This window comes from Oceanidesulfovibrio marinus (genome assembly GCF_013085545.1).
GTDB classification, from domain to species: domain Bacteria; phylum Desulfobacterota; class Desulfovibrionia; order Desulfovibrionales; family Desulfovibrionaceae; genus Oceanidesulfovibrio; species Oceanidesulfovibrio marinus.
Genome location: NZ_CP039543.1, coordinates 3,532,960 through 3,558,726, shown reverse-complemented (window position 1 = coordinate 3,558,726; position 25,767 = coordinate 3,532,960). Strand labels below are relative to the sequence as shown.

General features: G+C 61.9%; 16 protein-coding genes, 1 tRNA gene and 1 CRISPR repeat array. Of the genes, 9 read left to right on the top strand and 8 right to left on the bottom strand.

What is annotated here, in order from left to right:
* Positions 1-46: 46 nt before the first annotated feature.
* The 3 genes from E8L03_RS15745 to E8L03_RS15735 all read right to left on the bottom strand — a co-directional run bounded on the left by E8L03_RS15745 (position 47) and on the right by E8L03_RS15735 (position 4,110).
* A complete protein-coding gene (locus E8L03_RS15745; protein WP_171267865.1) occupies positions 47-832 on the bottom strand; it encodes an HAD family hydrolase in 786 nt (261 codons plus the stop codon).
* Entirely contained in the window at positions 745-2,823 is a 2,079-nt protein-coding gene (locus E8L03_RS15740) for a hypothetical protein (RefSeq protein WP_171267864.1), read from the bottom strand. Before E8L03_RS15740 ends, E8L03_RS15745 begins: the two co-directional genes overlap by 88 nt.
* Before the next feature lie 240 nt (positions 2,824-3,063).
* Entirely contained in the window at positions 3,064-4,110 is a 1,047-nt protein-coding gene (locus E8L03_RS15735; protein WP_171266644.1) for an IS481 family transposase, read from the bottom strand.
* Positions 4,111-4,969: 859 nt separating this feature from the next.
* On the opposite strand from E8L03_RS15735, the gene cas3 reads away from it, so the two are divergent.
* The 7 genes from cas3 to cas2 all read left to right on the top strand — a co-directional run bounded on the left by cas3 (position 4,970) and on the right by cas2 (position 12,724).
* Positions 4,970-7,183 (top strand): CRISPR-associated helicase Cas3', encoded by a 2,214-nt coding sequence (gene cas3 / locus E8L03_RS15730; protein WP_171267863.1) that lies wholly within the window; start codon positions 4,970-4,972, stop codon positions 7,181-7,183.
* 49 nt (positions 7,184-7,232) lie between these two features.
* Entirely contained in the window at positions 7,233-7,916 is a 684-nt protein-coding gene (gene cas5c / locus E8L03_RS15725; protein ID WP_171267862.1) for a type I-C CRISPR-associated protein Cas5c, read from the top strand.
* Entirely contained in the window at positions 7,913-9,784 is a 1,872-nt protein-coding gene (cas8c, locus tag E8L03_RS15720) for a type I-C CRISPR-associated protein Cas8c/Csd1 (protein ID WP_171267861.1), read from the top strand. Before cas5c ends, cas8c begins: the two co-directional genes overlap by 4 nt.
* 35 nt (positions 9,785-9,819) lie before the next feature.
* Positions 9,820-10,686 carry a type I-C CRISPR-associated protein Cas7/Csd2 gene (cas7c, locus tag E8L03_RS15715; protein ID WP_171267860.1) on the top strand — a complete coding sequence of 289 codons (867 nt, stop codon included), beginning with the start codon at positions 9,820-9,822 and terminating at the stop codon, positions 10,684-10,686.
* A gap of 62 nt (positions 10,687-10,748) precedes the next feature.
* Positions 10,749-11,405 (top strand): CRISPR-associated protein Cas4, encoded by a 657-nt coding sequence (cas4, locus tag E8L03_RS15710; RefSeq protein ID WP_171267859.1) that lies wholly within the window; start codon positions 10,749-10,751, stop codon positions 11,403-11,405.
* On the top strand, positions 11,402-12,430 hold the full coding sequence (gene cas1c / locus E8L03_RS15705) for a type I-C CRISPR-associated endonuclease Cas1c (RefSeq protein ID WP_171267858.1): 1,029 nt from the start codon (positions 11,402-11,404) through the stop codon (positions 12,428-12,430). The genes cas4 and cas1c overlap by 4 nt, the downstream gene beginning before the upstream one ends.
* Before the next feature lie 3 nt (positions 12,431-12,433).
* A complete protein-coding gene (gene cas2 / locus E8L03_RS15700) occupies positions 12,434-12,724 on the top strand; it encodes a CRISPR-associated endonuclease Cas2 (protein WP_171267857.1) in 291 nt (96 codons plus the stop codon).
* A gap of 212 nt (positions 12,725-12,936) precedes the next feature.
* Positions 12,937-16,789: a CRISPR direct-repeat array (repeat unit 32 nt; unit sequence GTCGCTCCCCCCGCGGGAGCGCGGATTGAAAC).
* A gap of 411 nt (positions 16,790-17,200) precedes the next feature.
* Here the strand turns inward: cas2 and E8L03_RS15695 are convergent.
* The 4 genes from E8L03_RS15695 to E8L03_RS15680 form a co-directional block, all read right to left on the bottom strand.
* A tRNA-Glu gene (locus E8L03_RS15695) sits at positions 17,201-17,276 on the bottom strand.
* A 209-nt stretch (positions 17,277-17,485) separates the two neighbouring features.
* Positions 17,486-18,289 (bottom strand): family 1 encapsulin nanocompartment shell protein, encoded by an 804-nt coding sequence (locus E8L03_RS15690; protein ID WP_144233985.1) that lies wholly within the window; start codon positions 18,287-18,289, stop codon positions 17,486-17,488.
* A gap of 50 nt (positions 18,290-18,339) precedes the next feature.
* Positions 18,340-18,720 (bottom strand): encapsulin-associated ferritin-like protein, encoded by a 381-nt coding sequence (locus tag E8L03_RS15685; protein WP_208738192.1) that lies wholly within the window; start codon positions 18,718-18,720, stop codon positions 18,340-18,342.
* Between the two features lie 307 nt (positions 18,721-19,027).
* Complete coding sequence (locus tag E8L03_RS15680; protein ID WP_171267856.1) at positions 19,028-19,861, bottom strand: molybdate ABC transporter substrate-binding protein; 834 nt, start codon at positions 19,859-19,861, stop codon at positions 19,028-19,030.
* A gap of 312 nt (positions 19,862-20,173) precedes the next feature.
* Between E8L03_RS15680 and E8L03_RS15675 the strand changes: the two genes are divergently transcribed.
* Together E8L03_RS15675 and E8L03_RS15670 are read left to right on the top strand one after the other, a co-directional pair.
* The gene (locus E8L03_RS15675; protein ID WP_144233988.1) at positions 20,174-20,605 is read left to right on the top strand and encodes a hypothetical protein; all 432 of its coding nucleotides are present in this window, start codon (positions 20,174-20,176) and stop codon (positions 20,603-20,605) included.
* Between the two features lie 243 nt (positions 20,606-20,848).
* Positions 20,849-23,164: a penicillin-binding protein 1A gene (locus tag E8L03_RS15670; RefSeq protein ID WP_171267855.1), complete on the top strand. Its 2,316-nt coding sequence runs from the start codon at positions 20,849-20,851 to the stop codon at positions 23,162-23,164.
* 415 nt (positions 23,165-23,579) lie between these two features.
* Here E8L03_RS15670 and acs read toward each other — a convergent pair whose 3' ends face one another.
* Positions 23,580-25,571, bottom strand: a complete 1,992-nt coding sequence (acs, locus tag E8L03_RS15665; RefSeq protein WP_171267854.1) for an acetate--CoA ligase — start codon at positions 25,569-25,571, stop codon at positions 23,580-23,582.
* Between the last annotated feature and the right edge of the window lie 196 nt (positions 25,572-25,767).

Sequence of the window (25,767 nt, the reverse complement as noted above, 5' to 3'; positions counted from 1 at the left end):
CCTCAAAAAATTATGCATTGCGTTCCTATGTATTCGGTCTCAGCGATCACGACTGGTGCGTTATGCAACGGGCCACATCCAACAGGCTTGAAAACTCCAAACATGGCACCGGCAGATCCCGCTGTGCAGTGCCAATATTCAGCCAGATGGATGATAGCCCGGCGGCTTCGGCCCCGGCAAGATCCTTGGCCGGGTTATCGCCCAACACCCAACATCCATCCGGTGGTAGACCCAGCTTCCGAAGTGCACTCTGGAATATGGCGGGATGCGGCTTTTCCCGCCCTACTTCCTCGCTGGTCACCAGGTGGCCAATCATGCTTAAAAGGCCCAACCGGTGCAACTTGCGATGTTGTATGTGCGCAGTAAGATCCGTGACGATGCATATGCACTGCTGGGGAAGCTTGGTAAGTAGCTCCATGGCGCCGGGACGCAGTTCCATCCGGTCCAGAAAGGCTGTCCAGTACGCCTCATAGGCAGGCAAAGCGGCATCAAGTCTTGGGGCGGCCAGCAGCTCCAACGTGCGTTGAAAGTAAAGCAATCGGTTATGCGAGGCCGCAACGCCGAAAAGCTCGCGGTGTATCTGCTTGCGGGCATGCACGACTGCATCTGCGACCACGTCGGGGGCCCGACCAGTTTTCCGGATCAATACGGCAAGAGCTGCATCCAAGCCTGCCTCGTGACAGGGGGAATAAGCATATAGGGTGTCATCCAGGTCGAGAAGAAGACCACTAATAAAAATGGGTTCTATGACTCGTATCCTTTTGCTTTCATTTTTTCGCTGAGTACCAGCAACAAAAGGAGTTGCACCAGACGACGGTGCCCTGAGGCCCACTTGGGAGCGGACTTAGCCACTTCCTCTATGTTACTGATGAGTGTACGACTGATCCGTTCCACGGTATCTTTGTCAATAAAGTCAGATACAACAAGGCATTGGGTTTGCAAATCCTCAGAGTATTCCCAAGTAATATCAGTGCCAGCATCTTCTAATTCAAGCACTAGTTGCTCAAGTGGCAGACTTGCATCCACATCCACCTGCAGTTTGATGCGCGGTTCGGCCACAGAATCTCCCAAAGTAAAGTCGTCATCTGTAAAATACCGAAGCACCATGTCCGCAAAGCGCCTCTGAGGTTGAATATAGCGTTTGGAATCTTCCTCGCGCAACTCTAGTTGGCGGACGATCCTTTCGGAATCGTAACCGCGTTTGCTTGTATCTCTCGATATTTTCCAATGGCGTCTCAATTTCTCGTCTGTGTCTAGAAATATTTTAACATCAAGAAGCTTGCGCATTTTGGGCAAATACAAAGTATGTAGTCCGGACATTACAATATACTGTTGAGGATCCACGGCGCAGGCCGTGGTAAAAGTCCCGGTAGAGTGGTCATAGTCCGAACGATACACGCGGCTACCACGCTTGAGCGCCATCAAATTGTCCGCCTGCTGATGCAGGTAATTAGCCTTCGGGTTAAGATGTGTGTACCTGGACCACATATCGTGACCCCGCTCCCACTTGTGGTCTCCATCGCCTTCCAATCCCAACAGTCCTTCCCCACTGTCGAAAATACCTGCACCAATGGCGTCACGGATGTCTCGCAACAGAGTGGATTTGCCTGAGCCGCTATCTCCACTGATACCGATGATTGTGGCGTAATGCGGTTTGTATATGGCGTTAGATCGTACGCCGTACCTGTGCAACATGAAGATGTTGCCCAACAGCACGGCCTCCAAGGCGGTGAAGCTAATATTGGCAAGCCTTGGATCGCTGCTTTTCAGATTCACAGCGTGCCCAAGAAAGGTCAAATCCGTGAACTCGCCGACATAGAAAAAAAGGTAGAACACTATATACGCGGCATTGAGTGCCAGCCAGGCCATGTAAATGTGGGACTCCTGTTTGCTTAACCGCAAGAACAGGATGAAACAAAATGGCAGGATCCAAAGATACCACCCGGGCGAGGGTTCAATGATAAGCACGAACACGGAAAGCAAGATGGCGACGTAACTATACAGCAGGTCATGATTTATTTTTTTATAAAGGGCGAACCGGCTGTAAATGAGGAGCATGGCCAGGACAGGCAGGTAGATCCGCATGCTTCCTATTTCGTATACAGATGAAAAAATTAGCGATTGCTTCCTGTTGGCCAGGACAAGGTTCATAAATCCGTCGCTCGTCAGATACGGGAAACATACAATTAGATATACCAGCGCGATTATTCCAACATAGCGGACTGTGCTCTGCAACCCGTTGTTTTTTAACAAGTAAATAAGTGCTAACGGAAGCGCTGCAACAACATGAAATTTGGTGCAGATGGCCGCGCCATACAACAACGCTGACGTATCAAACTTATTTTGAACAAGCTTATATACTGAGTAAAATAGGAGTGCTGTTGGAATAATGTCTATCTGCGAGTGCATGTACGCCGCATATAAGAGTATTGGAGACAGAAAATACAGTCCAATAATCTCCAGCACTCGCCTGGGGAAAATTCGCGCAAGCAGATAAAATATGGCCGTATCCGCCACAATTGTGGGGAGCTGGAAAAAAATGTTGCCTAAGGCTGAAGTCGAAGATGCCATGGCGTTGTAAGGCGCATAGCAAAGACTTAAAACATAAAGCATTAAAGGGTGGTATGGGAATTCTACCCCAGACGGATTGACGTAGAAATACTGCCAGGGATTATCCAACGTGTCGAGAAAGTGCTTTACAAAGGGGATAAACAGATCGTCTTGATAGGCGGAGGAAAAAAGCGCCATGAGCAGGAGCTTAACCACCAGAGAAAAACCCAACGCGACAAGTATGATACCGTGAGGCGCAGAGGCAACAAGCATTTTTTCCCTGCCTGTATGCGTGCTAGTATCTACACATCTATATGATTTCATAAAATTAGTATGGCAAGTCAGTTGAGGACTAAATGGGCAAGCTGTAAAAACTAGTTTTTTAACTGAGCGGTTATCGTTTTGTAAACCTTCCAAGCCAGCGCAACCAAAAGTTGAGATACCCTGTAGTGTGGTTGTCAGGCTGTACAGAGATAGTATTCACCTGACACTCCGCCCCTGGCGGGGTGATGGTTATGCTGCTTCTTCGATTGTTTCTGCCTCTGCCTCGTCGTTTACGATGCCGTCCAGGAACGCCTGGTAGGGCACTCGGCCGTTCATGCCGCGACCCTGGTGGGTGCGTTCCCGGTTATAGTGGTTCAGGTAACTATCCAAATCCTCTTGCATTTCCTCCACCGATTCGTACCACTTCTCGCGGCCCTTGATGCGGAAATGTTCGTCGAGCAGCGTCCGATGCAGCCGCTCCACGAAACCGTTGCTTTGCGGCCTCCGAACCTGTGTCGTGCGATGTTCAATACCTTCTAATTGCAGGAACAATTCGTACGGATGCCTGTCCGGTCGACCGCAAAACTCGCGACCATTGTCCGACAGAATCGTGGAGATGCGCGCGGCGTGCTCCTCGAAGAACGGCAGCACGTCTTCATTCAGCACGTGAACCGCGGTGACCGGCAGCTTGGTGGTGTAGAGTCGGCCCCAGGCGTAGCGGCTGTGGCAGTCGATAACAGACTGTAAATACACGCGTCCAACGCCTTTGAGCGTGCCCACGAAGAAGGTGTCCACGGCCACGAGGTCGCCGGTGTGGCGCGTCTCGATGTGTCGGTCGCGGAACTCGGGGCTGAAGCGCTCCAGAACGCGAATCTGCTCGTCCGAGAGTTCGAGGCGCTGCGCCCGCACGCTCTTCTCCAGCCGTAGCAGTCGCTCGTGTCGGGTGAGCAAGCCGTGCCGGCTCCAGACGCCGCGGACGCCGCCGGAGCTGACCTGAACGCCCTGCAGGACAAGCTGTTGGGCGACGCGGAGCGGGCCGTACGTGGGGTGGGCCAAGCAGTAGTCGAGGATTGCCTGCTCGACAGCCTCGTCAACGCGGTTGGGATGCGGGCCTCGCGGCCCGGGCAGACGATCCAGCAGGCCTTCAGCGCCGAAGGTCTGGTAATTGCGCCGGATTTCGTAGAATTGCTGCCTGGAATAGCCCATGATTTTGCAGGCTTTGCTGACGTTTCCCAGCTCGGTAGCCAGCTCTAGCAGACTCATCTTCCTTCGTGCTACTTTGCGTTTCGTGGTCATGGCGTTCTCCTCGCTGCGGGTTGGATGAAGCTTCGCAACTCCATCGATACCCAGCCAGGGACGGCATGACCACAACCTTTTGGTGGTCAGTGTCAGGTTATATCCATCTCAGTTCAGTCAGGCTTCTTCCGATTATTCAATGATGGTCCAATCTCCCGAGGCCACTCCCCTAATTCGGAGCCGGCAAGGAAGGCGGCAAGGAGTACCGTATCGCTGCCCCGAGCTCCTCCGAAGGACGCTGTTGAGCGTGATCGCCGTGGCTGAGCGCGATGTGGCCTTCCAGCCGATGACGATGCTCCGCCGAATTTGCAAAGGCGCAGTCCCTCAGGAGTAGATCCTGTTCCCGGTCTGCACACGCTCGTTTCAGGCGCGGATCATGGCCTCGTCCATAGCCTGGATAGAGCCGAACGGCCTGCCGGTATGCCCCGATGATCGGCTCATGGCCGAAGTGCGTGTCCGCGGTGAAACAGGTCGTCACTTTGTTCCCTCCACTAGGTCTGCCAACGGTGCGGACCTCCTTCCCAGCTCAGGCCCGTGACCAGCGCCGAAGCTGAGCGCCTCCATCATCGGGTAATCGTTAGCACTCTGTCTCAACATACCTCTTCGGTATGCCAAAAACGGGGACTCCACCAGAGGATGCTCTGCCGGCGCCGTGTGTGCCCAATTTCGACACGCCCCAGTCCCATTTTTCTACGAATCCCGTGCACGGTAGTGAGATACCCCTCTTGATATTTTCCCCATATCGAGTGAGTCTGTCCTCCCGTATCTGGCCGGTTATTCAAAAAACAAGTTGCCAGATATTTTTTCGTCCGCTTTCTCAAGAATCTGGAGCAATATCGACATCCATCTTCCTGTTTCCATGACACATTACTACGCGCACACAGCGGAGCAGCTTCCCCAGAAAGACTGGCATCCGCTCAGCTCGCATCTCGAAGAGGTCGCCAACCGCGCCGCCGGTTTCGCCGCGTCTTTCAACGCCGGGGATTGGGCCCGCATCGCCGGCCTGCTCCACGACGTCGGCAAGGCGACTCCTGCGTTTCAGGACTACCTCGTCAGAAGCGCCGCCGGAAAGGCGCGCCGCGGCGAGGTCCCTCACGCCATCCATGGCGCGCTGCTGGCACGCGGCATGGACCCCGGCCTGGGCAAGCTTCTGGCCTACATCCTGGCCGGCCATCACGGCGGGCTGCCCAACGCCGACGACCTGATGCGCAAGCTGGAGCCCCCCAAAGCGGTCGACCTCGACGCCGCCAGACAGTTCCTCGATCACCTCGGCATTTCAGAATTGCCCCGCAGCGTTCCATTCCAGACGAACGTATCCGAACTCGGCTTCGCCATCTCTTTTTTCCTGCGCATGCTCTACTCCTGCCTGGTGGATGCGGACTGGCTGGATACCGAAAAGTTCTGCGCAAAAGATACCGCGGCATATCGCTGTGGCTTTCCCACCCTCGCCGACCTCATTGCGCGCTTCTTCCCCACCCTCGACGCCCTGGTGGAAAAGACTCCCGACACGCCGGTCAACGCCATCCGCCAGAGCATCCTTGCCGCCTGCCGCGCCCACGCTGACGACGAGCCCGGATTCTTCTCCCTCACCGTGCCCACCGGCGGCGGAAAGACGCTCTCCTCCCTAGCCTTCGCTCTGGAACACGCCCGCGCCCACGACCTGGACCGCATCGTCTACGTCATCCCCTACATGTCGATCATCGAGCAGAACGCCCAGGTGTTCCGCGAGTTCCTGGGCGACGACGCTGTGGTGGAGCATCACAGCTCGGCCCAGGCCAGGGACGCCGACGAAAATGACGAGTCCTACGCCATGACCCGCCGCGCCAGGCTCGCCACGGAGAACTGGGACGCGCCCATCATCGCCACCACGGCCGTGCAGTTCTTCGAATCCCTGTTCGCGGCCAAGCCTTCGCGCTGCCGCAAGCTGCATAACCTGGCCAAAAGCGTCATCATCCTGGACGAGGCGCAGATGCTGCCGCCGCCCTTCTTGTTACCCTGCCTTGCCGCCCTCAAGGAGCTCACCGCGCGCTACGGCGCCACGGTTGTGCTCTGCACGGCCACACAGCCGGCGGTGCAGAAGCGCGAAGACTTCACGAAGGGGCTGGAGAAAGTCCGCGAGATTGTTCCGGACACGGCGGCGCTGCACGCCTCGCTCAAACGCGTCACCGTAGAAAACCTCGGCGCGCTCACGGACGACGAGCTCAACGAGCGCCTTGCCGGGGAAGAGCAGGCCCTGTGCATCGTCAACACCCGCCGCCACGCCCGCGAGCTGTTCGAGCGTTTGCGGGATTCAGGCACGGAAAACGTGGTGCACCTGAGCGCATCCATGTGCCCGGCCCACCGCACGCAGGTCATCGCAGCGATCAAGGAGCACTTGCGCGAAGGGCGCCCCTGCCGCGTGGCGAGCACGGCCTTAGTAGAAGCCGGCGTAGATATTGACTTTCCTGCCGTGTACCGCGCCGCCGCCGGCATCGACTCCATTGCCCAGGCCGCAGGCCGCTGCGACCGGGAAGGCAGGCTGACGGCTGCGGCCGGAGCGCCCGCCGGGCGGGTCTACATCTTCACACCGGCGGACCACGCCCTGCCGCGAGGGCATTTCACGCAGACCTGGAACGCGGCCGGGGAAGTCCTCCGAAAGTACAATGACGTTCTCGCGCCGGACGCCGTGGAGCACTACTTCCGCCACCTCTTCTGGATGCAGGGCGACAAGCTCGACGATCAGCACATCTTGCTTGATCTCAGCGAAGGCTGGAGGGCTTCAGAGTATTCATTCCGCGACGCGGCCGGCAAGTTCCAGATCATCAAGAACGACATGCGCTCGCTCATCGTCCGCTGGGGGCCGGAGTCGGACACCGTGGACGCCCTCATCAACGAGCTTCGCTGGTCAGAGTCCCCGGTCCGCGCCCTGCGCGCACTCCAGCGCTACACCGTGCAGGTCTACGAGCACCAGCTCAAAGAGCTCTTCGAGCAAGGCGCCATCGAGGTGGTGGAGGATGAATGGTTTGTGCTGGGAGATAGAAATTATTCCGACGAGTTAGGAGTCGTCGAGCAATCCGAGAGCTCAATCGTTTGAGCTCGATTCCCTTCGTTTTCATAAAACTCCAACGAAAAAGGAGTCGCCTATGCCATTCGGCGTGTCCCTCAAGGTCTGGGGTGAGTACGCCTGTTTCACCCGGCCGGAAATGAAGGTCGAGCGCGTCAGCTACGACGTCATGACGCCATCGGCCGCCCGCGGCATTATCGAGGCGATCTACTGGAAACCCGCCATCCGCTGGGTCGTGGACGCTATCACCATCCTCAACCCCATCCGTTTCGAAAACATCCGGCGCAACGAGCTCGCCGGCAAGCTCCCCTACCAGAACGTCACCAAAGCCATGAGTGACGGCGTCTCCCCGGTGGAGAAGTTCATCGAGAGCGACCGCCAGCAGCGCGCCTCCCTGGTCCTGCGCGATGTCCGCTACATCATCGAGACCCACTTCGAGTTCACCGGCAAGGACGACACCAACGAGGGCAAGCACCTCGATATCTTCAACCGCCGTCTGGCCAGGGGCCAGTGCTTCCACCGGCCGTGCCTGGGCTGCCGGGAGTTCGCCGCCCACTTCGGCCCGGCCGACTGCCCGGACCCGGTCTTCCCCAGCGGCGGCCCCGAGAGCGCGCGCCCCCTGCCTGGAGTCCCGCAGGACAAGGACCTGGGCTGGATGCTTCTGGACCTGGACTACGACAACAACATGGAGGCGCGCTTCTTCCGCGCCCAGATGAAAGACGGCGTGGTCCGCCCGCCGTCCATGACGGAGGCCACCGCATGATCCTCCAGGCCCTCGCCAACTACTACGACCGTCTGGTGAAGGACCCGGACCAGGACGTGCCCGAGCCTGGCTTCAGCGTGCAGAAGATCCACGCCGCGATCGTCCTGGACAAGGAGGGAAACCTCGTGGCGATGAACGACATCCAGCAGGAGGAGACGATCCCGCCCAAGAACAAGAAGGGCAAACCCAAGACCAGGATCGTGCCGAAGATGGTGAAGGTGCCATTCGTGGAGGGCAGGACATCCGGTGTTGCGGCGTTTTTCCTCTGGGACAACACGGGCTATGTGCTCGGCGCGCAGGACAAGGGCAAACCGGATCGCATCGTCAAGCAGTTCGAGGCGTTTCGCTCTCTCGCTCACGAGGTGCTTGATGGTGTGGAAGACGAAGGCGCCAAGGCCGTACTCACGTTCCTTGATGCCAGAGAATCCGGCCAGGTCAACGACATCGAGAAGTTTGATGAAAAGTTCATCGGCAAAAACTGCGTCTTTCGGCTCTATGGCGAACCGGACCGCTTCATTCACGACCATCCTGCCGTCCGCAAAGCATGGCTCGGCCACATCGACAGCACCATGGAGAGACCCACAGGGGTCTGTCTCATATCTGGCCAAGTGGATGAACCGCAGGCCCGCATCCACCCTGTCCTCAAAGGCGTCCGCGGTGCACAGACGTCCGGCGCGTACATCGTCTCCTTCAACGCCTCTGCTTTCATGTCTTACGGCAAGGAGTTCAACGACAACGCCCCGGTCTCCGAGCGCGCGGCCTTTGCCTACACCACGGCCCTCAACCACCTGCTGAACGCCAAGACGGCGGATCACCAGCGCATGCTGCTCGGCGACGCCACCATGGTCTTCTGGTCCGAGACGCCGACCCGTATGGAAAGCGTGCTCCAGATGTTCATCGATCCGAGCGCAGCCGGGAACGACGAGGGCCAGGAGGCGCACGACGGCGCCGTCATCGGCCAGCTCCGCGCCATGCTCCAGGCCGTACGCGACGGCAAGGAGCCTCCTGTCGCCACCCTGCTCGGTGATGAGCCGGACACCCCCTTCTACGTGCTGGGGCTTGCGCCCAACGCCAGCCGTCTGGCCGTGCGCTTCTGGCTCGTATCCACCGTGGCCGACATCGCAGAGCGCCTGGCCCAGCATTTCGACGACCTGGCCATGGAAACGCAGTTCGACTTCGAGTCCGAGTTTCCCGGCATCTGGCGACTCGTGCTGGAGCTCGCTCCGGCCCGCCCCAATGCCGAGGGCCGCTACACCAGCAAGATGGACGACGTCCCCCCGGTTTACGCCGGCGCTTTGGCGCGCAGCGTCTTTACCGGCGAGACGTATCCGGAAAGCATCGTCAACCGCATCCTCGGCCGCTTCCGCAGCGACGGCCGCGTGACCCACGGCCGTATGGCCCTGCTTGCCGCGCACCACCGTCGCGCCCTGCGCAAAGGCCGCGCGCTCAGCTCGAACATTCAAGAATCGGAGGTCAAAATGTCCCTCAATACAGAGAGCAAGAACGTGGGCTACCGCCTGGGCCGGCTCTTCGCCGTGCTGGAAAAAACCCAGATGGAAGCCTTGGGCAACGTAAACGCCACCATCAAGGACCGCTTCTTTGGCAGCGCCATGGCCACGCCGGCCACGGTCTTCCCGCGCCTGCTGGACCTCGGTCAGAAGCACATTGCCAAGGCCGAGTACGGCTACGTCATGGACCGCCACATCGCCGAGATCATGGAAGGGTTCGAGGTTGCCGATGGCACGCCGCCTTTCCCGGCGCACCTCTCCTCCGACGATCAGGTCATGTTCGCGCTCGGCTACTACCACCAGCGCAACGCCCTGTGGCGCAAGAAGGAAACCCCGCAGGAAGCGACCGAAGCCGAATAATCAACCTAATCATCTTTATATACAGGAGATACACTATGTCCGCCATCGACAAGCGTTACGATTTCGTCTTCCTCTTCGACGTGGCCAACGGCAACCCCAACGGCGATCCCGACGCCGGCAACCTGCCCCGCATCGACCCGGAAACCAGCCGCGGCCTGGTCACCGACGTCTGCCTCAAGCGCAAGATCCGCAACTATGTTGGGCTCAAGCACGATTGCACACCGCCATTCGAAATCTATGTGAAGGAAAAGGCCGTTCTGAATCATCAGAACAAACGCGCCTATCTAGCCCTCGATTTAAAACCCGAACCCAGGAAGCTGCCTAAAGATGCACAAAAGGCTCGCGAATTGACCTCGTGGATGTGCAAGAATTTCTTCGACGTCCGCACATTCGGTGCAGTTATGACTACAGATGTAAACTGCGGTCAGGTCCGCGGCCCAGTACAACTAGCATTCGCCCACTCTATTGACCCTATCGCTCCTTTAGATATCTCCATCACTCGCATGGCCGTTACCAAAGAAGAAGATATCGATAAGGAGCGCACCATGGGCCGCAAAGCTATCGTCCCCTACGGCCTGTACCGCTGCCACGGCTTTGTCTCCGCGCCCCTGGCCGAGCGCACCGGTTTCGGTTCCGACGACCTCGCCCTGCTCTGGGAGGCGCTGCAGAACATGTTCGAGCACGACCACTCCGCGGCCCGCGGCGAGATGGCCTCCCGCGGCCTGTACGTCTTCGAGCACGAGAACAAGATGGGCAACGCCCCGGCGCATACCCTCTTCAGCCTCGTGGACATAGCCCGCGCCAACGGCGACGGCGCGCCGCCGCGCAGCTTCGAGGACTACGCCGTGACCGTGGACGAGGCCAATATGCCCCAGGGGGTGACGCTGCATTCCATGATTTAGACCGCATGCGTAGAAGGCGCCGGCCCGTGTGTTGCGGCGCCTTCCCGCTATAGGAGCGCGCCATGTACGACGATGCTGACCTCCTGTCGCTTTCCGCGTTGCAGCATCTGGCCTTCTGCGAGCGGCAGTGCGGTCTTATCCACCTGGAGCAGGCCTGGAACGAGAACGCCCTGACCGCCTACGGCCGCATCCTCCACCACAGGGCGGACCGCCACGGCAAGGAAACACGCCGCGGTGTGCGCACCGAGTTCGCCGTGCCCATCGCCTCCCGCCGGCTCGGCCTGTTCGGCAAGGCGGACGCCGTGGAGTTCCCGGCCTCCGGTCCCTGCCCCGTGGAGTACAAGCGCGGCAAGGCCAAGGCGCACGACGCTGACCGCGTGCAGCTCGCGGCCCAGGCCATCTGCCTGGAGGAAATGACCGGGGCCGCCATCCCGGAAGCAGCCCTCTGGTACGGCGCCACCCGGCAACGCGAGACCGTGCCCATAGACGACGCCCTGCGCCGCCGCGTGGAGGAGCTCGCCGCACAGCTTCACGCCATGATGGACGACGCCGTCACACCCCCGCCGCGCAAGGGGCCGCATTGCAAGGCATGCTCCATGCGCGGTCTCTGCCTGCCGGACATCTTCCGCGGCGACGGCTCCCAGGGCACCAAAAGCGCCGTCCGCTACCTGGGCCAGATGCGCCGAGACCGCGACCACGAACAGGAGGACGCCCCGTGAGAAAGCTCCTCAACACCTTGTACGTCACCCGGCAGGATTCCTACCTGGCCAAGGACGGCGAGGCTCTCTGCGTCCGCGCGGAGAAAAAGACCCTGCTCAGGCTGCCGCTTATCGGGCTGGAGGGCGTGGTCTGCTTCGGCGTGGTCAACGCCAGCCCGGCCCTACTCCATGCCTGCGCCGAAAGCGACATAACCGTGAGCTTCCTTTCGGAGAACGGACGCTACCTCGCCTCGGTGCGCGGCCCCACGTCCGGCAACGTCCTGCTCCGGCGCGAGCAGTTCCGCCGGGCGGACAGTTCCGAAGCCCGGACCGCGCTGGCCCGGTTCATGGTCCACGGCAAGCTCGTCAACACCCGCGCGGTGCTCCGCCGCGCCCTGCGCGACCACGAGCACGAGCTGGACGCCGAGGCGCTGCATGGCGCAATCCTCGGCATCAACAGCGCTCTGGACCACGCCGACGCAGCGGCGGACGACGAGACTCTGCGCGGTGTGGAAGGCGACGCAGCCCGCATCTACTTCGGTGTCTTTGATCAGCTCGTGCTGCGCCGCGAGGAGTTCCCCTTCAACGGCCGCAACCGCCGTCCACCGCGCGACGCCGTGAACTGCCTGCTCTCGTTCCTCTACACCCTGCTGCTGCACGACGTGCGCTCCGCCCTGGAAACCGTGGGCCTCGACCCCCAGGTCGGTTACCTCCACCGCGACCGGCCCGGCCGGCCCAGCCTTGCCCTGGACATGATGGAGGAACTGCGGCCCTGGCTGGCGGATCGCATGGCCCTTACTCTCATCAACCGCCGCAACGTCAAGCCGACCGACTTCAAGACCGACGGCGCCGGCGGCGTTACCCTGGCGGACGACGCGCGCAAGGACGTGCTCACCGCCTGGCAAAAACGCAAGCAGGAGGAGGTACAGCACCCATTTCTGGAAGAGCGCATCCCCATCGGCCTAGTCCCGTATACGCAGGCCATGCTCCTGGCCCGGCACCTGCGGGGGGAGCTGGACGGCTATCCGCCCTTCATTTGGAGGTGACCCGTGCTCATGCTCGTATCATACGACGTCGCGACCTCCGACGAGGGCGGGCCCAAGCGGTTGCGGCAGGTGGCGAAGCTCTGCGGCGACTACGGCCAGCGCGTGCAGTACTCCGTGTTCGAGTGCGACGTGGACCCGGCGCAATGGACAACGCTGCGCGCCTCGCTGCTGGATGTCATCAACCCGGACAAGGACAGCCTCAGATTCTACAACCTGGGGCGGGAGTGGAAACGCCGCGTGGAGCATGTGGGCGTGCGGGAGCCGCCGCAGCTGGACGAGCCGCTGATCGTTTGAGCGCAGGGGCGTTGCTGCCGCGGCCCTGGGTGTTTGCGCGAACAGGAGGTGTCCGCAGAATTGCCGGGTCAGTCGCGCCTTGGAAATACGCATTGAAAACAGACTGTTGTGAAATTACGTTCTGTGACAACCACATAGCGAAAGCAGAAAAAGAAGAAGTTCGCGGAATTGCCGTTGCCATATGAGGACTGGCACGGGATAAGAAAGGAAGCGTCGCTCCCCCCGCGGGAGCGCGGATTGAAACGGTTTCGTCGGGGCACGTTATCGTCGCAGCGTCTAATCGGTCGCTCCCCCCGCGGGAGCGCGGATTGAAACGAACTGTCCGAGATTAAAACAGAGAAGGGCCAAGGGTCGCTCCCCCCGCGGGAGCGCGGATTGAAACCTGCGAAATGCTGGTGCCGGAAATCGAGCCGCCGTCGCTCCCCCCGCGGGAGCGCGGATTGAAACTACAAGGTCCCCAGAGCCAACCCAGCGGAGCGCGTCGCTCCCCCCGCGGGAGCGCGGATTGAAACGACCTGCTAGATGTAGACCCGTGGGATGAACAGCGTCGCTCCCCCCGCGGGAGCGCGGATTGAAACCTTCTCGTTGAGGTAGTATGAAAACAGGTCAACGGTCGCTCCCCCCGCGGGAGCGCGGATTGAAACCTGACCGGCATCACATCCACGCTGGGCGTTCGCGGTCGCTCCCCCCGCGGGAGCGCGGATTGAAACTTCCGCGTCATCCCATATGGCAACGACAGGAAAGGTCGCTCCCCCCGCGGGAGCGCGGATTGAAACACGGCGGGTGCAGCCCGGGGACGCCTAAGGGGGCGTCGCTCCCCCCGCGGGAGCGCGGATTGAAACAAAGAAAGCCACGGTCGCAAAATGGCGCAGCCAGCGTCGCTCCCCCCGCGGGAGCGCGGATTGAAACTGGCCCGCGCCCGGGTCCATCAATTCGAGCTCCGGTCGCTCCCCCCGCGGGAGCGCGGATTGAAACCACGCCGCTCACGCTGGCGCTCGCGCTGGAGGTGGTCGCTCCCCCCGCGGGAGCGCGGATTGAAACCGCGCCGCAGCGCTCGGTCCGGCTGCAGCCGCCCGTCGCTCCCCCCGCGGGAGCGCGGATTGAAACCTGCCGCAATGCACCGTGGCCAGATCCTCGCCGGGTCGCTCCCCCCGCGGGAGCGCGGATTGAAACTCCCGGTCCAGCCGGGCCTGGATCAGGACCTCCTGTCGCTCCCCCCGCGGGAGCGCGGATTGAAACGCCGACAATGCGCGCGCTGAGCCGGCCGGAGCCGTCGCTCCCCCCGCGGGAGCGCGGATTGAAACACCCTCGTGTTGATTGTCAGAGTATGGAGACGGTGTCGCTCCCCCCGCGGGAGCGCGGATTGAAACAGAACCCGCGCCACGCTATCCGTGCTCACACCAGTCGCTCCCCCCGCGGGAGCGCGGATTGAAACGACCCGGCGCCGCATGACATCGATGGAGTTGTTGTCGCTCCCCCCGCGGGAGCGCGGATTGAAACACGGGCAGCAGGGCATGAACCTCATTGCTTGCGAAGTCGCTCCCCCCGCGGGAGCGCGGATTGAAACGTGCCACGCCATCGCGGGCATGGGCGAGGACGGTCGCTCCCCCCGCGGGAGCGCGGATTGAAACACGGCCGGCGCGCCGTGGTGCGATTCGGCCGGCGTCGCTCCCCCCGCGGGAGCGCGGATTGAAACCACCGCAAGCACGCCATCATCATGGCCCTGGCCCGGTCGCTCCCCCCGCGGGAGCGCGGATTGAAACAGCGAGGGCATGCAGTGGAAAGACCGGCGCGAGATGTCGCTCCCCCCGCGGGAGCGCGGATTGAAACCTTGACGGATCAACAACCGAGGAGGGGCGATGTCGTCGCTCCCCCCGCGGGAGCGCGGATTGAAACACGCCTACCGAAGAAGGGCAGCAAATCGAGTGGGTCGCTCCCCCCGCGGGAGCGCGGATTGAAACATCATCGAGTGCAAGGAGGCTTTGGAGAAGAAAAGTCGCTCCCCCCGCGGGAGCGCGGATTGAAACAAACTTCTTGGCTTGGCGTTCACGCGCAAGCTCGTCGCTCCCCCCGCGGGAGCGCGGATTGAAACACGCCTACCGAAGAAGGGCAGCAAATCGAGTGGGTCGCTCCCCCCGCGGGAGCGCGGATTGAAACAAAAACTGCATCGTCAAGCTGTATGGTGATGCGTCGTCGCTCCCCCCGCGGGAGCGCGGATTGAAACATGGTGTTCGCCAACATTTCCAGCGGTCCCGGTGGTCGCTCCCCCCGCGGGAGCGCGGATTGAAACTGGGTCTCACTGCCCGCTACAACGATCCCAGCGCGTCGCTCCCCCCGCGGGAGCGCGGATTGAAACAAGCGAGGATGATATGGCCTTGACACCGCAGCAGATGTCGCTCCCCCCGCGGGAGCGCGGATTGAAACGGATCGTGGGGGGATGATCTACCATGAAAGTCATGTCGCTCCCCCCGCGGGAGCGCGGATTGAAACCCCTCCATCAGCCGGCCACGTCGGGGTGGTTGCGGTCGCTCCCCCCGCGGGAGCGCGGATTGAAACCCAACGCTGCAACATCTTCGCATATGCGGCCAGTCGCTCCCCCCGCGGGAGCGCGGATTGAAACAATGTCCGTCCGCATGCGCTTCTCAAACCGACGCGTCGCTCCCCCCGCGGGAGCGCGGATTGAAACTGGCGGCATATCCGCGCAAAGCGCTTTGGATGGTCGCTCCCCCCGCGGGAGCGCGGATTGAAACTTCATCAAGTCGCTCAATGACGGCGCCGGCATCAGTCGCTCCCCCCGCGGGAGCGCGGATTGAAACTCCATGAAGTAGTCGAGGCCGATGTTGCGGAAAAGTCGCTCCCCCCGCGGGAGCGCGGATTGAAACTGGCGGCATATCCGCGCAAAGCGCTTTGGATGGTCGCTCCCCCCGCGGGAGCGCGGATTGAAACCCTGCGATTGGTCCGCCTGTTCAGGAATGTGGGTGTCGCTCCCCCCGCGGGAGCGCGGATTGAAACTTGTTAAGTCGCTCAATGACGGCGCCGGCATCATCGTCGCTCCCCCCGCGGGAGCGCGGATTGAAACGTCCCTTGTCACCCGCCAGGATATCACTTCCGGTCGCTCCCCCCGCGGGAGCGCGGATTGAAACTGGATTGTGACCGAGAGCACGCCCGGTGCTGGCGGTCGCTCCCCCCGCGGGAGCGCGGATTGAAACTGCCTAGTTGTCGGAGACGCGCCAGGGAAATGGGATGTCGCTCCCCCCGCGGGAGCGCGGATTGAAACCGAACGAATCGACGTCATATCCACCACCTATGCGCGTCGCTCCCCCCGCGGGAGCGCGGATTGAAACGCGAACGTTTTGACCAGCAGGAGCTTGGCCGCTCGTCGCTCCCCCCGCGGGAGCGCGGATTGAAACATCCATGGAGCGTCCGGCCAAAATTTTGGTCAGGTCGCTCCCCCCGCGGGAGCGCGGATTGAAACCTGTGAATCCAGCGGGTTACGTCTAGTGTGGGGTCGCTCCCCCCGCGGGAGCGCGGATTGAAACATCGCGGCTGATCAGGCGGCAAGGCACGCCGTGGTCGCTCCCCCCGCGGGAGCGCGGATTGAAACAAAGAGGTGGCGTTGCACAAGTCCGCGCACACCACGTCGCTCCCCCCGCGGGAGCGCGGATTGAAACTCGATATTGCCGAGGAGGGCATATTGTCTGCGGGTCGCTCCCCCCGCGGGAGCGCGGATTGAAACTCGCTACGAATGTCATGACCTTGCAGGACTACGCGTCGCTCCCCCCGCGGGAGCGCGGATTGAAACAGGATGCGCGTAAGGAAAGACTCTGGAGGCAGAAGTCGCTCCCCCCGCGGGAGCGCGGATTGAAACCAAATCGCGGAGCCTGGGAAGCAGAACGAAGCATGGAGTCGCTCCCCCCGCGGGAGCGCGGATTGAAACCGCTTGATCTCGCGCATGTCGATCTCGCGCCAGTCGCTCCCCCCGCGGGAGCGCGGATTGAAACATACTCGGGCTCGTGAGGCGCACCGATATCGGGGTCGCTCCCCCGCGGGAGCGCGGATTGAAACGTTGAACCCCGGCCGAGGCCGTGTCTCACCCCAGTCGCTCCCCCTCGCGGGAGCGTGGGGTGAAACAACGTAAAGCAGGCTGCTTTGGAGTGGGTGGCCGCCGGCGGCTTTGACCATCCGTGGATGGGCCACCGCCTACCTGGAAATGGTCCTGCGCCGGAGGCCAAGACCACTTACACCGAGGCCAAAGCAGCCTCCGGAATCAGGAAAAGACTCCTGGTTCCGGCGTGGAAATAGAAAAGATCACGCCACCTTTGGCTCTGAAGCACTTCGACAAGCAATGCGATCAACAATCCAGGCGGGCGCCGCGAATAATGACCGCAAGACACTTGCCACGGCCAAGGGACGGGGGGATGAGGCTTGATGCACAAAAAAAGGGTTACCCTTTCGGATAACCCTGTGATTTTCTTTTGGCGTCCCCAAGGGGATTTGAACCCCTGTTGCCGGCGTGAGAGGCCGGAGTCCTGGGCCACTAGACGATGGGGACGCGGCGTTGTGGAATCCGTCTTGTATGCGTAGTGCGCGTTGCCGTCAACCTATTTTCTACATGCCGGGGCGATTTTTTTCAACACCGGGAAAACGCCTGTCCGGGGCGGCGGGGCGTCCGTTTGAACGCCCGTTGCGCATGGGTCCACAGCAGCATGGTCCGCGATCGCGCCCCGCCGGCCTGCGGCATCACTTCATACGCACGCTCTGCTAGTCAGTCCAGTTGTAGGTCACGATGGCGTGCGGCTCAAACACCTGGAAGGTGAATGACTCCGTAAAATAGAGCGACACCGTAGTCTTGTCATGGCGGTAGTAGCCGATGGCCATGTCCTGGCCCACGACCATGCGCATGTCGCCCCCGCGGGTGGAGACGAGGCAGGCGCCATCGAGGAACGAGGAGATGAGCACCGGTCCGCCGAGCTGCTCCTCCAGGTGCTTCTTCAAGGGGTAGCCCTGCACGTACGTGGACATGGACAGCCACATCTGCGGGTTGACCACCAGGGCGTACGGTCCTTCAATGGACTCCGCCATCATGGCCTGGATGCCGCGCGTGACCTGGTGCAGAATATCCTCGGCCTTGCCGCTCACATGGAGGGTGCCATACGGGGAGGACTCCATGAGACCCGTGATGGACGCCGTGCTCATGCCCTTGTAGACAGCGTTTTCCTCGAACGAGGCCATCCTTCTGGCCGCATCTTCCAGATTGTCCAGGTTGATGCCCTTGGCGCCGCGGATGATGCTGTCCACCTCCCAGATGTCGAGGTCGAAGTGTGCGCGCACCTCCACCAGCGGCTGCACGGTGTTCAGGCCGTACTCCAGTCCATCGGGCTGCGTGCCTTCCGGCACCACGAGCCGGCCCAGAGGCACGGCCGCGTAATCCCAGCCCATGGGGCCTTCCACATCCACCACGCGTCTGGCGGAAAGCAGCCCGGAGAGTACGTCACGCGCCGTGGAGTCGATCTCGTCCCACGCTTCTTCTGTTATCGGCGCCAATGATCGCTTCAAAATATCCATGGAGAAACTCCTTATATTGCAGTGAATTGTTGATGCACTTCACACGAGTGTCAGCGTTTCAGACGGCCCAGTCCCAGACCGTTCTGGGGGCCGGGCGTGCCCGAGGGTTCCGGAGCCCCTTCCGCCTGGGCCTCGCCCTCGCCGCCTGCTTCCTCCAGCCCGGTGATATCGCCGGAGGTGAATAGATAGGTGCGCAGCTCCTCGTCCCAGCCGGGCATGTTGCGCCGCAGCCACTCCAGGGTCATGCAGGCGTGCTCGATCTCTTCGTCGCGGTTATGCGCCATGATGGCTTTAAGCTGGGGGTCCTGGCAGGTGGCCACACGCTGGTGATACCAGTCGATGGCTTCCACCTCCTCCTTGAGGCTGCTCAGGGCTCGCACGAAGTTCCTGTCCTGTTGCTGCAGCTCTTCAACCGGTTCGTGATAATCCATAATTCATTCCTCTCTGCTCGTATTCGCTTGTATGCAATGAAATACGTCCGCACCGCGAAGCTCGCAGCGCGGACGCATGGCAAAAGCGCCGTGCGTGGCACGAAAAAACAGCGCCAGCATACCACTGCCCACGGCGAATGAAAGTCCGTACCAGGAGAAGCGGCGCGAAAATTGGTCAAAGAATATTGATTTCTGTTGTAAAATCTGTGTGTTGAGGAAATGCCCGCACAAATCGGGTATGTTTCGGCCCGAAGGACTGGCCGGACTTCCGGCAGCGATCCGGCCGGGGCCCGGCTCTACGGCGAGCTCAGGCCGGAATGAACCCGAACCGCGAGTAAATCTCCCGCGCCGTTGCGCTGCGGAGGAACCGGGCAAAGGCGAGGCCACCCTCGGGATTGCCGCCGCCGCGAAGAGGGCAGGCCATGTAGGCAACGACCTCGTGCATGTCCAGCTCCGGGCCTGGGTCCACCATCTCCAGGGCCAGGCCACGGTCGCGGGCATGGGCCGCCTCGGTAGCCCAGACAGGCCCCACGTCGGCCTCGCCGTCCAGCAGGCGCTGCGGCGTTTCCCTATGGTGCACGGTGGTCACGTATGTCTCGCCGGCCCGCACCTTGTCTTCCAGGATGCGCGCGGCCAGGGCTGCGCCGCCGGCTTTCTCGTACATGGCGCGGATGTGGATGCCGATGTCCTCGATGGCGGCGTCGGGCTGGCTCACGCGCACGCCCTCCCTGGCAAGATCCGCCGGCCCGGCGATGTTCCTGGGGTTACCGGCCGGCACCAGCAACACGATGCGGTTGTGCACATACGGCTTGCAGGCATCCCGATCCGCCAGCCCGGCCTGCACCACGGCGTCCACACCTTTTTGCGAGACCGGCGCGTAGAAATCCGGCCGCACCGTCAGGATCTCCCCGCGGAACACGGCGCTGCCGGCCAGTATCTGCCGGAGCTCCAGGCCGGGGGGCAGGGTTTCGCAGTATATCCGCGCCAAGTCCGGCCGTTCTGCGGCAAAGGCTTTCAGGATGTGCGGCGCGGCCATGAACTGGTTGCCAGCCAGAAAGACGGCGAGGTCCGGATTGTGCCGGAGCTCGAACCCGAGGAGGTCGCCCTCGCGCTCATCAGGAATAATCGGCGGCTCGTGCATGGGAATCAGTCCTTTTCAGCTTCTGTGTACAGCGTGCAAAAACGCCCAGTTTCATGCCAAAATCATAGCACCCCGGACGGCCTCTGGCCAGTTTCTGCGCGTTCGGATGCTCCAACCCCCCATTTTTACGCTTACTTCTTGCCAGGATTGTACTTCTTTTATATAGAAAGGAGGGCTCATTACGTTGTTATGCAACAGGACTGTCGCAAGCCCTGTTGCCGGATTCGCATTGCAGGACTGCGCCATGCATGTCTGTGGCGCTGAACTTTGCTTGATACGAACAGACATCATACGGCCTCCAGGAGGTGCATCATGCGTGCTCGTCTTACTGTTCTTTGTCTCACCGCGTTTATACTCGCCTTCGCGTCCATAGCGCAGGCCGACGATGCAAACTATCTGCAAGGGTACCTGTACACGCTGAACGGCGAGCGGCAGAATGTCACCAAGTTCCTCAACGTCGGTTTCCACGACTATGTCTATGTGCACGACGGCGTGGAGCGTCGCATTCCGGCCAAGGAGCTCAAGTGCGTGGAGAACCGCGGCCTGAACAAGGTCATGGTCACTGTGCGCGGCAAACGCCCGGTGCGCGGCACCGTGAGCCAGTCCTTCCAGGGCGCGCCCATCCAGCTCCTCGTGGGCGACCTCTCCTCGCCTATTACCTTCGAGTTTTACGACCGCACCCGTGGCAAGATCGGCCGCGGCGAGGTGACCGCCGAGGAAGTGAAGAAGATCGTCTTCAAGTAGGCGCCTCCACATGCGCAATGTGTCGGGCCCCGGCCGTCTCCGCGCGGCCGGGGCTCTTTTCGACGCCTTGCCCTACCGCGTTCCCCGCTCCCCCTGCCCGCGCTTCCTTTCCTGTATTTCCCTTTCCCGGAACGCCTTGTGCATGGTATGACGGCAGCATCCCATGATCCTTTGGCCGTATCTGCCGATATAGACGTTATCGCGCCACCCGCTTCGTAAGCCGGTGCGCAGGAAGTACGCCGCATGGGCACGAAACATTACATCATCGTCGCACTCTTTGTGCTCATCGCCCTGCTGGCGTGTCTGGCCGGAGCCGTCGGCTACGGCATGTACCTCTGGGCCGCGCGCGACCTGCCGGCCTTTACTCAGCTCACGGACTACCGGCCCCAGCTCGTCACCACGGTCTACGCCCGCGACGGACAGATCCTGGGCTACCTCGCGCGGGAGCGCCGCTTCCTCGTCTCCTTCGACCAGATTCCCGAGCACGCGCGCCAGGCATTCCTGGCCATGGAGGACCACACCTTCTACGAGCACGAGGGCGTGGACATCTCGGCCATCATCCGCGCCTTCTTCGTCAACATGCAGCACGGCTCCATCGTGCAGGGCGGCTCCACCATAAACCAGCAGATCATCAAGCGCCTGCTGCTCACCTCCCGCAAGAACTACGAGCGCAAGCTCAAGGAGGCCATCCTCGCCTACCGGCTCCAGTCGTACCTCACCAAGGACGAGATCCTGACCATCTATCTGAACGAGATCTTCTTCGGGGCCGGAGCCTACGGGATAGAGGCGGCGGCGCGCACCTACTTCGGCAAGCACGCGGCCGACCTCTCCCTGGCCGAGGCCGCACTGCTGGCCGGTCTGCCCAAGGCGCCGTCCACCTACAACCCCTTCCGCCATCCGGAAGCGGCCAAGGAGCGCCAGGAAACAGTGCTGCGGCTCATGCTCGGCCTGCAATGGATCACGCAGGAGGAGTACGACGCGGCCGTGAAGCAACCCCTGGTCTACACCTCCATGCCCGACCCCTCCTGGGGACTGGGCGCATACTATTTGGAGGAGGTGCGCCGCCTGCTGCTGGAGGAGCTCTCCCAGGAAAAGCTCAGCGCCCGCGGTGTGCTCCTGGAAAAGTACGGGGCCGACGCGCTGTATGAGTCCGGCCTGTCCGTGAACACCAGCGTGGACCTCTTTCACCAGGCTGCTGCCGAGGCCGCGCTCAGGCAAGGTTTGGAGGACTCCAGCAAGCGCCGCGGCTGGATCGGGCCGGTCGGGCATATCGAGCCGGCAGAGTTCGAGCTGTTCCTGGAAACGCAGAGCGCCCGCAGCGCGCAGGTGGGGGAGTGGACCAAGGTCCTGGTGATCAAGAAGCTGGACCACGGCCTGCGCGTGCGCATGGGCTCCAGCGGGTCCGAGCTCAACGGAAAGGACATGGCCTGGGCCCCGGCGTGGCGGCGCTGCACACCCGGCGACGTGCTCATGGCCCGGGTCACGGCCAACGACGGCAATGGCCATCTGGAGCTGGAGCTGGCCCAGTCCCCCAAGGTGCAGGGGGCCGTGGTCTCCATGCAGCCGCGCACCGGCGAGGTCCTTGCCCTGGTGGGTGGGTACGACTTCACCCGCAGCCAGTTCAACCGCGCCACCCAGGCGCACCGCCAGCCCGGCTCCGCCTTCAAGCCGGTGGTCTACTCCGCGGCTCTGGACGCCGGCTTCAAGACGACCTCGGTCATCGACGACGCCCCGGTCACCTTCGGCACCTGGTCCCCCGGCAACTACAAGGACCGCTACAGCGGCCCCATCACCCTGAAGACCGCGCTGACCAAGTCCAAGAACGTGGTCACGGCCAAGCTGGCCAACGCCATCGGCATCAAGCGGGTCATCCGCCGGGCGCGGGCCCTGGGGCTGGAGGGCGAGTTCCCGCCGTACCTGCCCATCAGCCTGGGCGCGCAGGCTGTCAGCCCGCTGAACCTCTGCCAGGCGTACACGGCCTTTGCCGACGGCGGCCTTACTGTTGCGCCGCGCTTCATCCGCAGCGTGCAGTCGTCCTGGGGTGTGGATATCCTGCGCACTCGGGCGCAGCGCACCCGCGCCATCACGCCGGAGAACGCCTACACCGTCACCACCCTGCTGCAGAACGTGGTGCAGGAAGGCACGGGCCGCCGGGCTCGCGCGCTGGATCGCCCCGTGGCCGGCAAGACCGGCACCACCAACGAGGAGCGCGACGCGTGGTTCATGGGCTTTGCGCCGTACCTGCTCACCGGGGTCTACGTGGGATTCGACGATCTCACGCCTATGGGCAAGGGCGAGACCGGATCGCGCGCCGCCCTGCCTGTGTGGCTGGCCTACCGCCAGGCCGTGGAGCAGGAGTATGCCTGGGAGGACTTCCCGGAGCCGCCGGCCGAGTACTCGCCCATCGAGGACCTCATGGTGGCGAGCCTCACCCCCGGCCAGGACTTCCTGCCATTGTTCCCACAGCAGGAACGCCGGGAAACTGCGGCCCAAGCCCCGGCCCAGGACGAGGCGGCAACAGCCGCGGCGCGGGAAGCAGTGCTGAAGCGGATATTCTGAGGCAATCGGAATCGTGCTGTTGCCAGCACCGTCTTACGCTTGGCTTCTGTCTAAAAAAATAGACAAGACGCACGAGAAGAACCCCGCTTCCCCACCATGAGGATTTGGAGCTCTTCTCTGCCTTAACCAAGCTCGATGGTTCGACTTTTTTATTGAATCGCTCCCATCTTGGCAAGCTTTTCCTGTCTTTTTTTGGGGAGATTGCATCCAAAAACGGACGACCAAAAAGATGATGCCCTGCTGGAGCCGGATGCCGCAATCCTGCGCAGCTCGCAGCGCAGGGATTGGGCGAGAGGACGGCCTGCCCGACGTCATGCAGCCCGCACGATATGAAAAGAAAACCCCCGCTCCCTCATCAACAAGGGAACGGGGGTTCTGCATGTCCAATATCCTAGGAACGCTGGTTGTGTCGTAATTACTCGTCCTCGCCCAGCAGGCTCCTCTTGCCCTCGATGAGCTCGGTGATGACGCCGGGGTCGGCCAGGGTCGAGGTATCGCCGAAGTCGTCGTACTTGGACGCCGCGATTTTGCGCAGCACGCGGCGCATGATCTTGCCCGAACGCGTCTTGGGCAGCCCTTCCGCAAACTGCAGCACCTCGGGTGTAGCGATCGGCCCGATTTCCGTGCGCACCCAGGCGCGCAGCTCTTTGCGCAGCTCCTCGGACTCCTCCACGTCGCCCTTCAGGGTCACGTAGGCGTAGATGGTCTCGCCCTTGACCTGGTGCGGCATGCCCACCACGGCGGCCTCGGCCACGGCCTCGTGCGCCACCAGGGCGGACTCGATCTCCGCGGTGCCCATGCGGTGGCCGGAGACGTTGATGACGTCGTCCAGGCGGCCCATGATCCAGAAGTAGCCCTCGTCGTCCACGCGGGCGCCGTCTCCGGACTCGTACATGCCAGGGAAGCGCTCGAAGTACGTGGACTTGTAGCGCGCCGGGTCGCCGAACACACCGCGCAGGATGCCGGGCCAGGGCTGTTTGATCACCAGGTGGCCGCCCTCGTTGGGGCTGGCGTCCGAGCCGTCGGCGCGGACAATCGCGGCCTCCACGCCGGGCATGGGCATGGTGGCGGAACCGGGCTTGAGCGGCGTGGCGTATGGCAGGGCGGAGATGAGGATGCCGCCGGTCTCGGTCTGCCACCACGTATCGCAGATGGGCAGCTTCTCGTTGCCGACGTACTTGAAGTACCACATCCAGGCCTCGGGGTTGATAGGTTCGCCCACGGAGCCGAGTACGCGCAGGCTGGAGAGATCGTGTTTCCTGGTCCACTCCACGCCCTCGCGCATGAGCGCGCGGACAACGGTGGGCGCGGTGTAGAAAATGTTGACCTTGAACTTCTCCACCACCTTCCAGTATCGCGCCGGCGAGGGGTAGGAGGGCACGCCCTCGAACATGAGGGAGGTGCCGCCCAGAGCCAGCGGGCCGTACACGATGTAGGAGTGGCCGGTGATCCAGCCGATATCCGCCGTGCACCAGTAGACGTCCTCGTCGTGGAGATCGAAGACCCACTGGGTGGTGTGCGCCACGTAGGTGAGGTAGCCGCCCGTGGTGTGGACAACGCCTTTGGGCTTGCCCGTGGAGCCGGACGTATAGAGGATGAAGGCGGTGTCCTCGGCCTCCATCTCTTCACAATCACACTCGCCGGAGATGGACTCGTCTTCCATAACCTCGTGCCACCAGACATCGCGGCCGTCCTGCATGGTCACTTCGTTGCCGGCGCGTCTGACCACCACGCACTTCTGGATCGAGGGGGACTTGCTCATGGCCTCGTCGGCGTTGGGCTTGAGCGGGATGGTCCGGCCGGCGCGCAGCACGGCGTCCGAGGTGACCAGCACCTTGGCCTCGCAGTCCTGGATGCGGTTCTGCAGGCTCACGGCCGAGAAGCCGGCGAAGACAATGGAATGGATGGCGCCTATGCGCGTGCAGGCCAGCATGGCGATGGCCAGCTCGGGGATCATGGGCAGGTAGAGGGAGACGCGGTCGCCCTTTTTCACGCCCATGGACTTGAGCACGTTGGCGAAGCGGCAGACCTCAGTGTGCAGCATCTGGTAGGTGTAGACGCGCACGTCCTCTTCGGGCTCGCCCTGCCAGATGATCGCGGCCTTGTTCCGCCGGCCGTTCTGCACGTGGCGGTCCAGGCAGTTGTAGGCGATGTTGGTCCTGCCGCCGCTGAACCACTTCACCTCGGGCTTGTGCAGGTCGTAATCGGCTACGGTGTCCCACTTCTTGAACCAGTGGATGAGCTCTTCGCTCCGCTCGCCCCAGAACCCGTCGGGATCGTCCATGGAGCGCTTGTAGAGCTTCTCGTACTCCTCCATGGAGGTAATGTAGGCTTTATCGCGATGCTCCTTGGGCGGCTCGAACGTACGTTTCTCCCTCATCATGCTTTCAATGTCTTCGTGGCTCATGCGCTTCCCCGTCTGTTTGATTGGAATTTCTGGAATGGAGGCGCTCGATCAGCTCATTCGGATCCGGCCGTCCCAGGGATATCCGGGGCACGATCGAAGGGCGTCCTTCTTTATGATATGGAATACCGGCGAATAAAAGTAAAGCCGTTCGCCGTGGCGTACACACCGTTCACGGGTTCTTCGCCATTGACTTGCC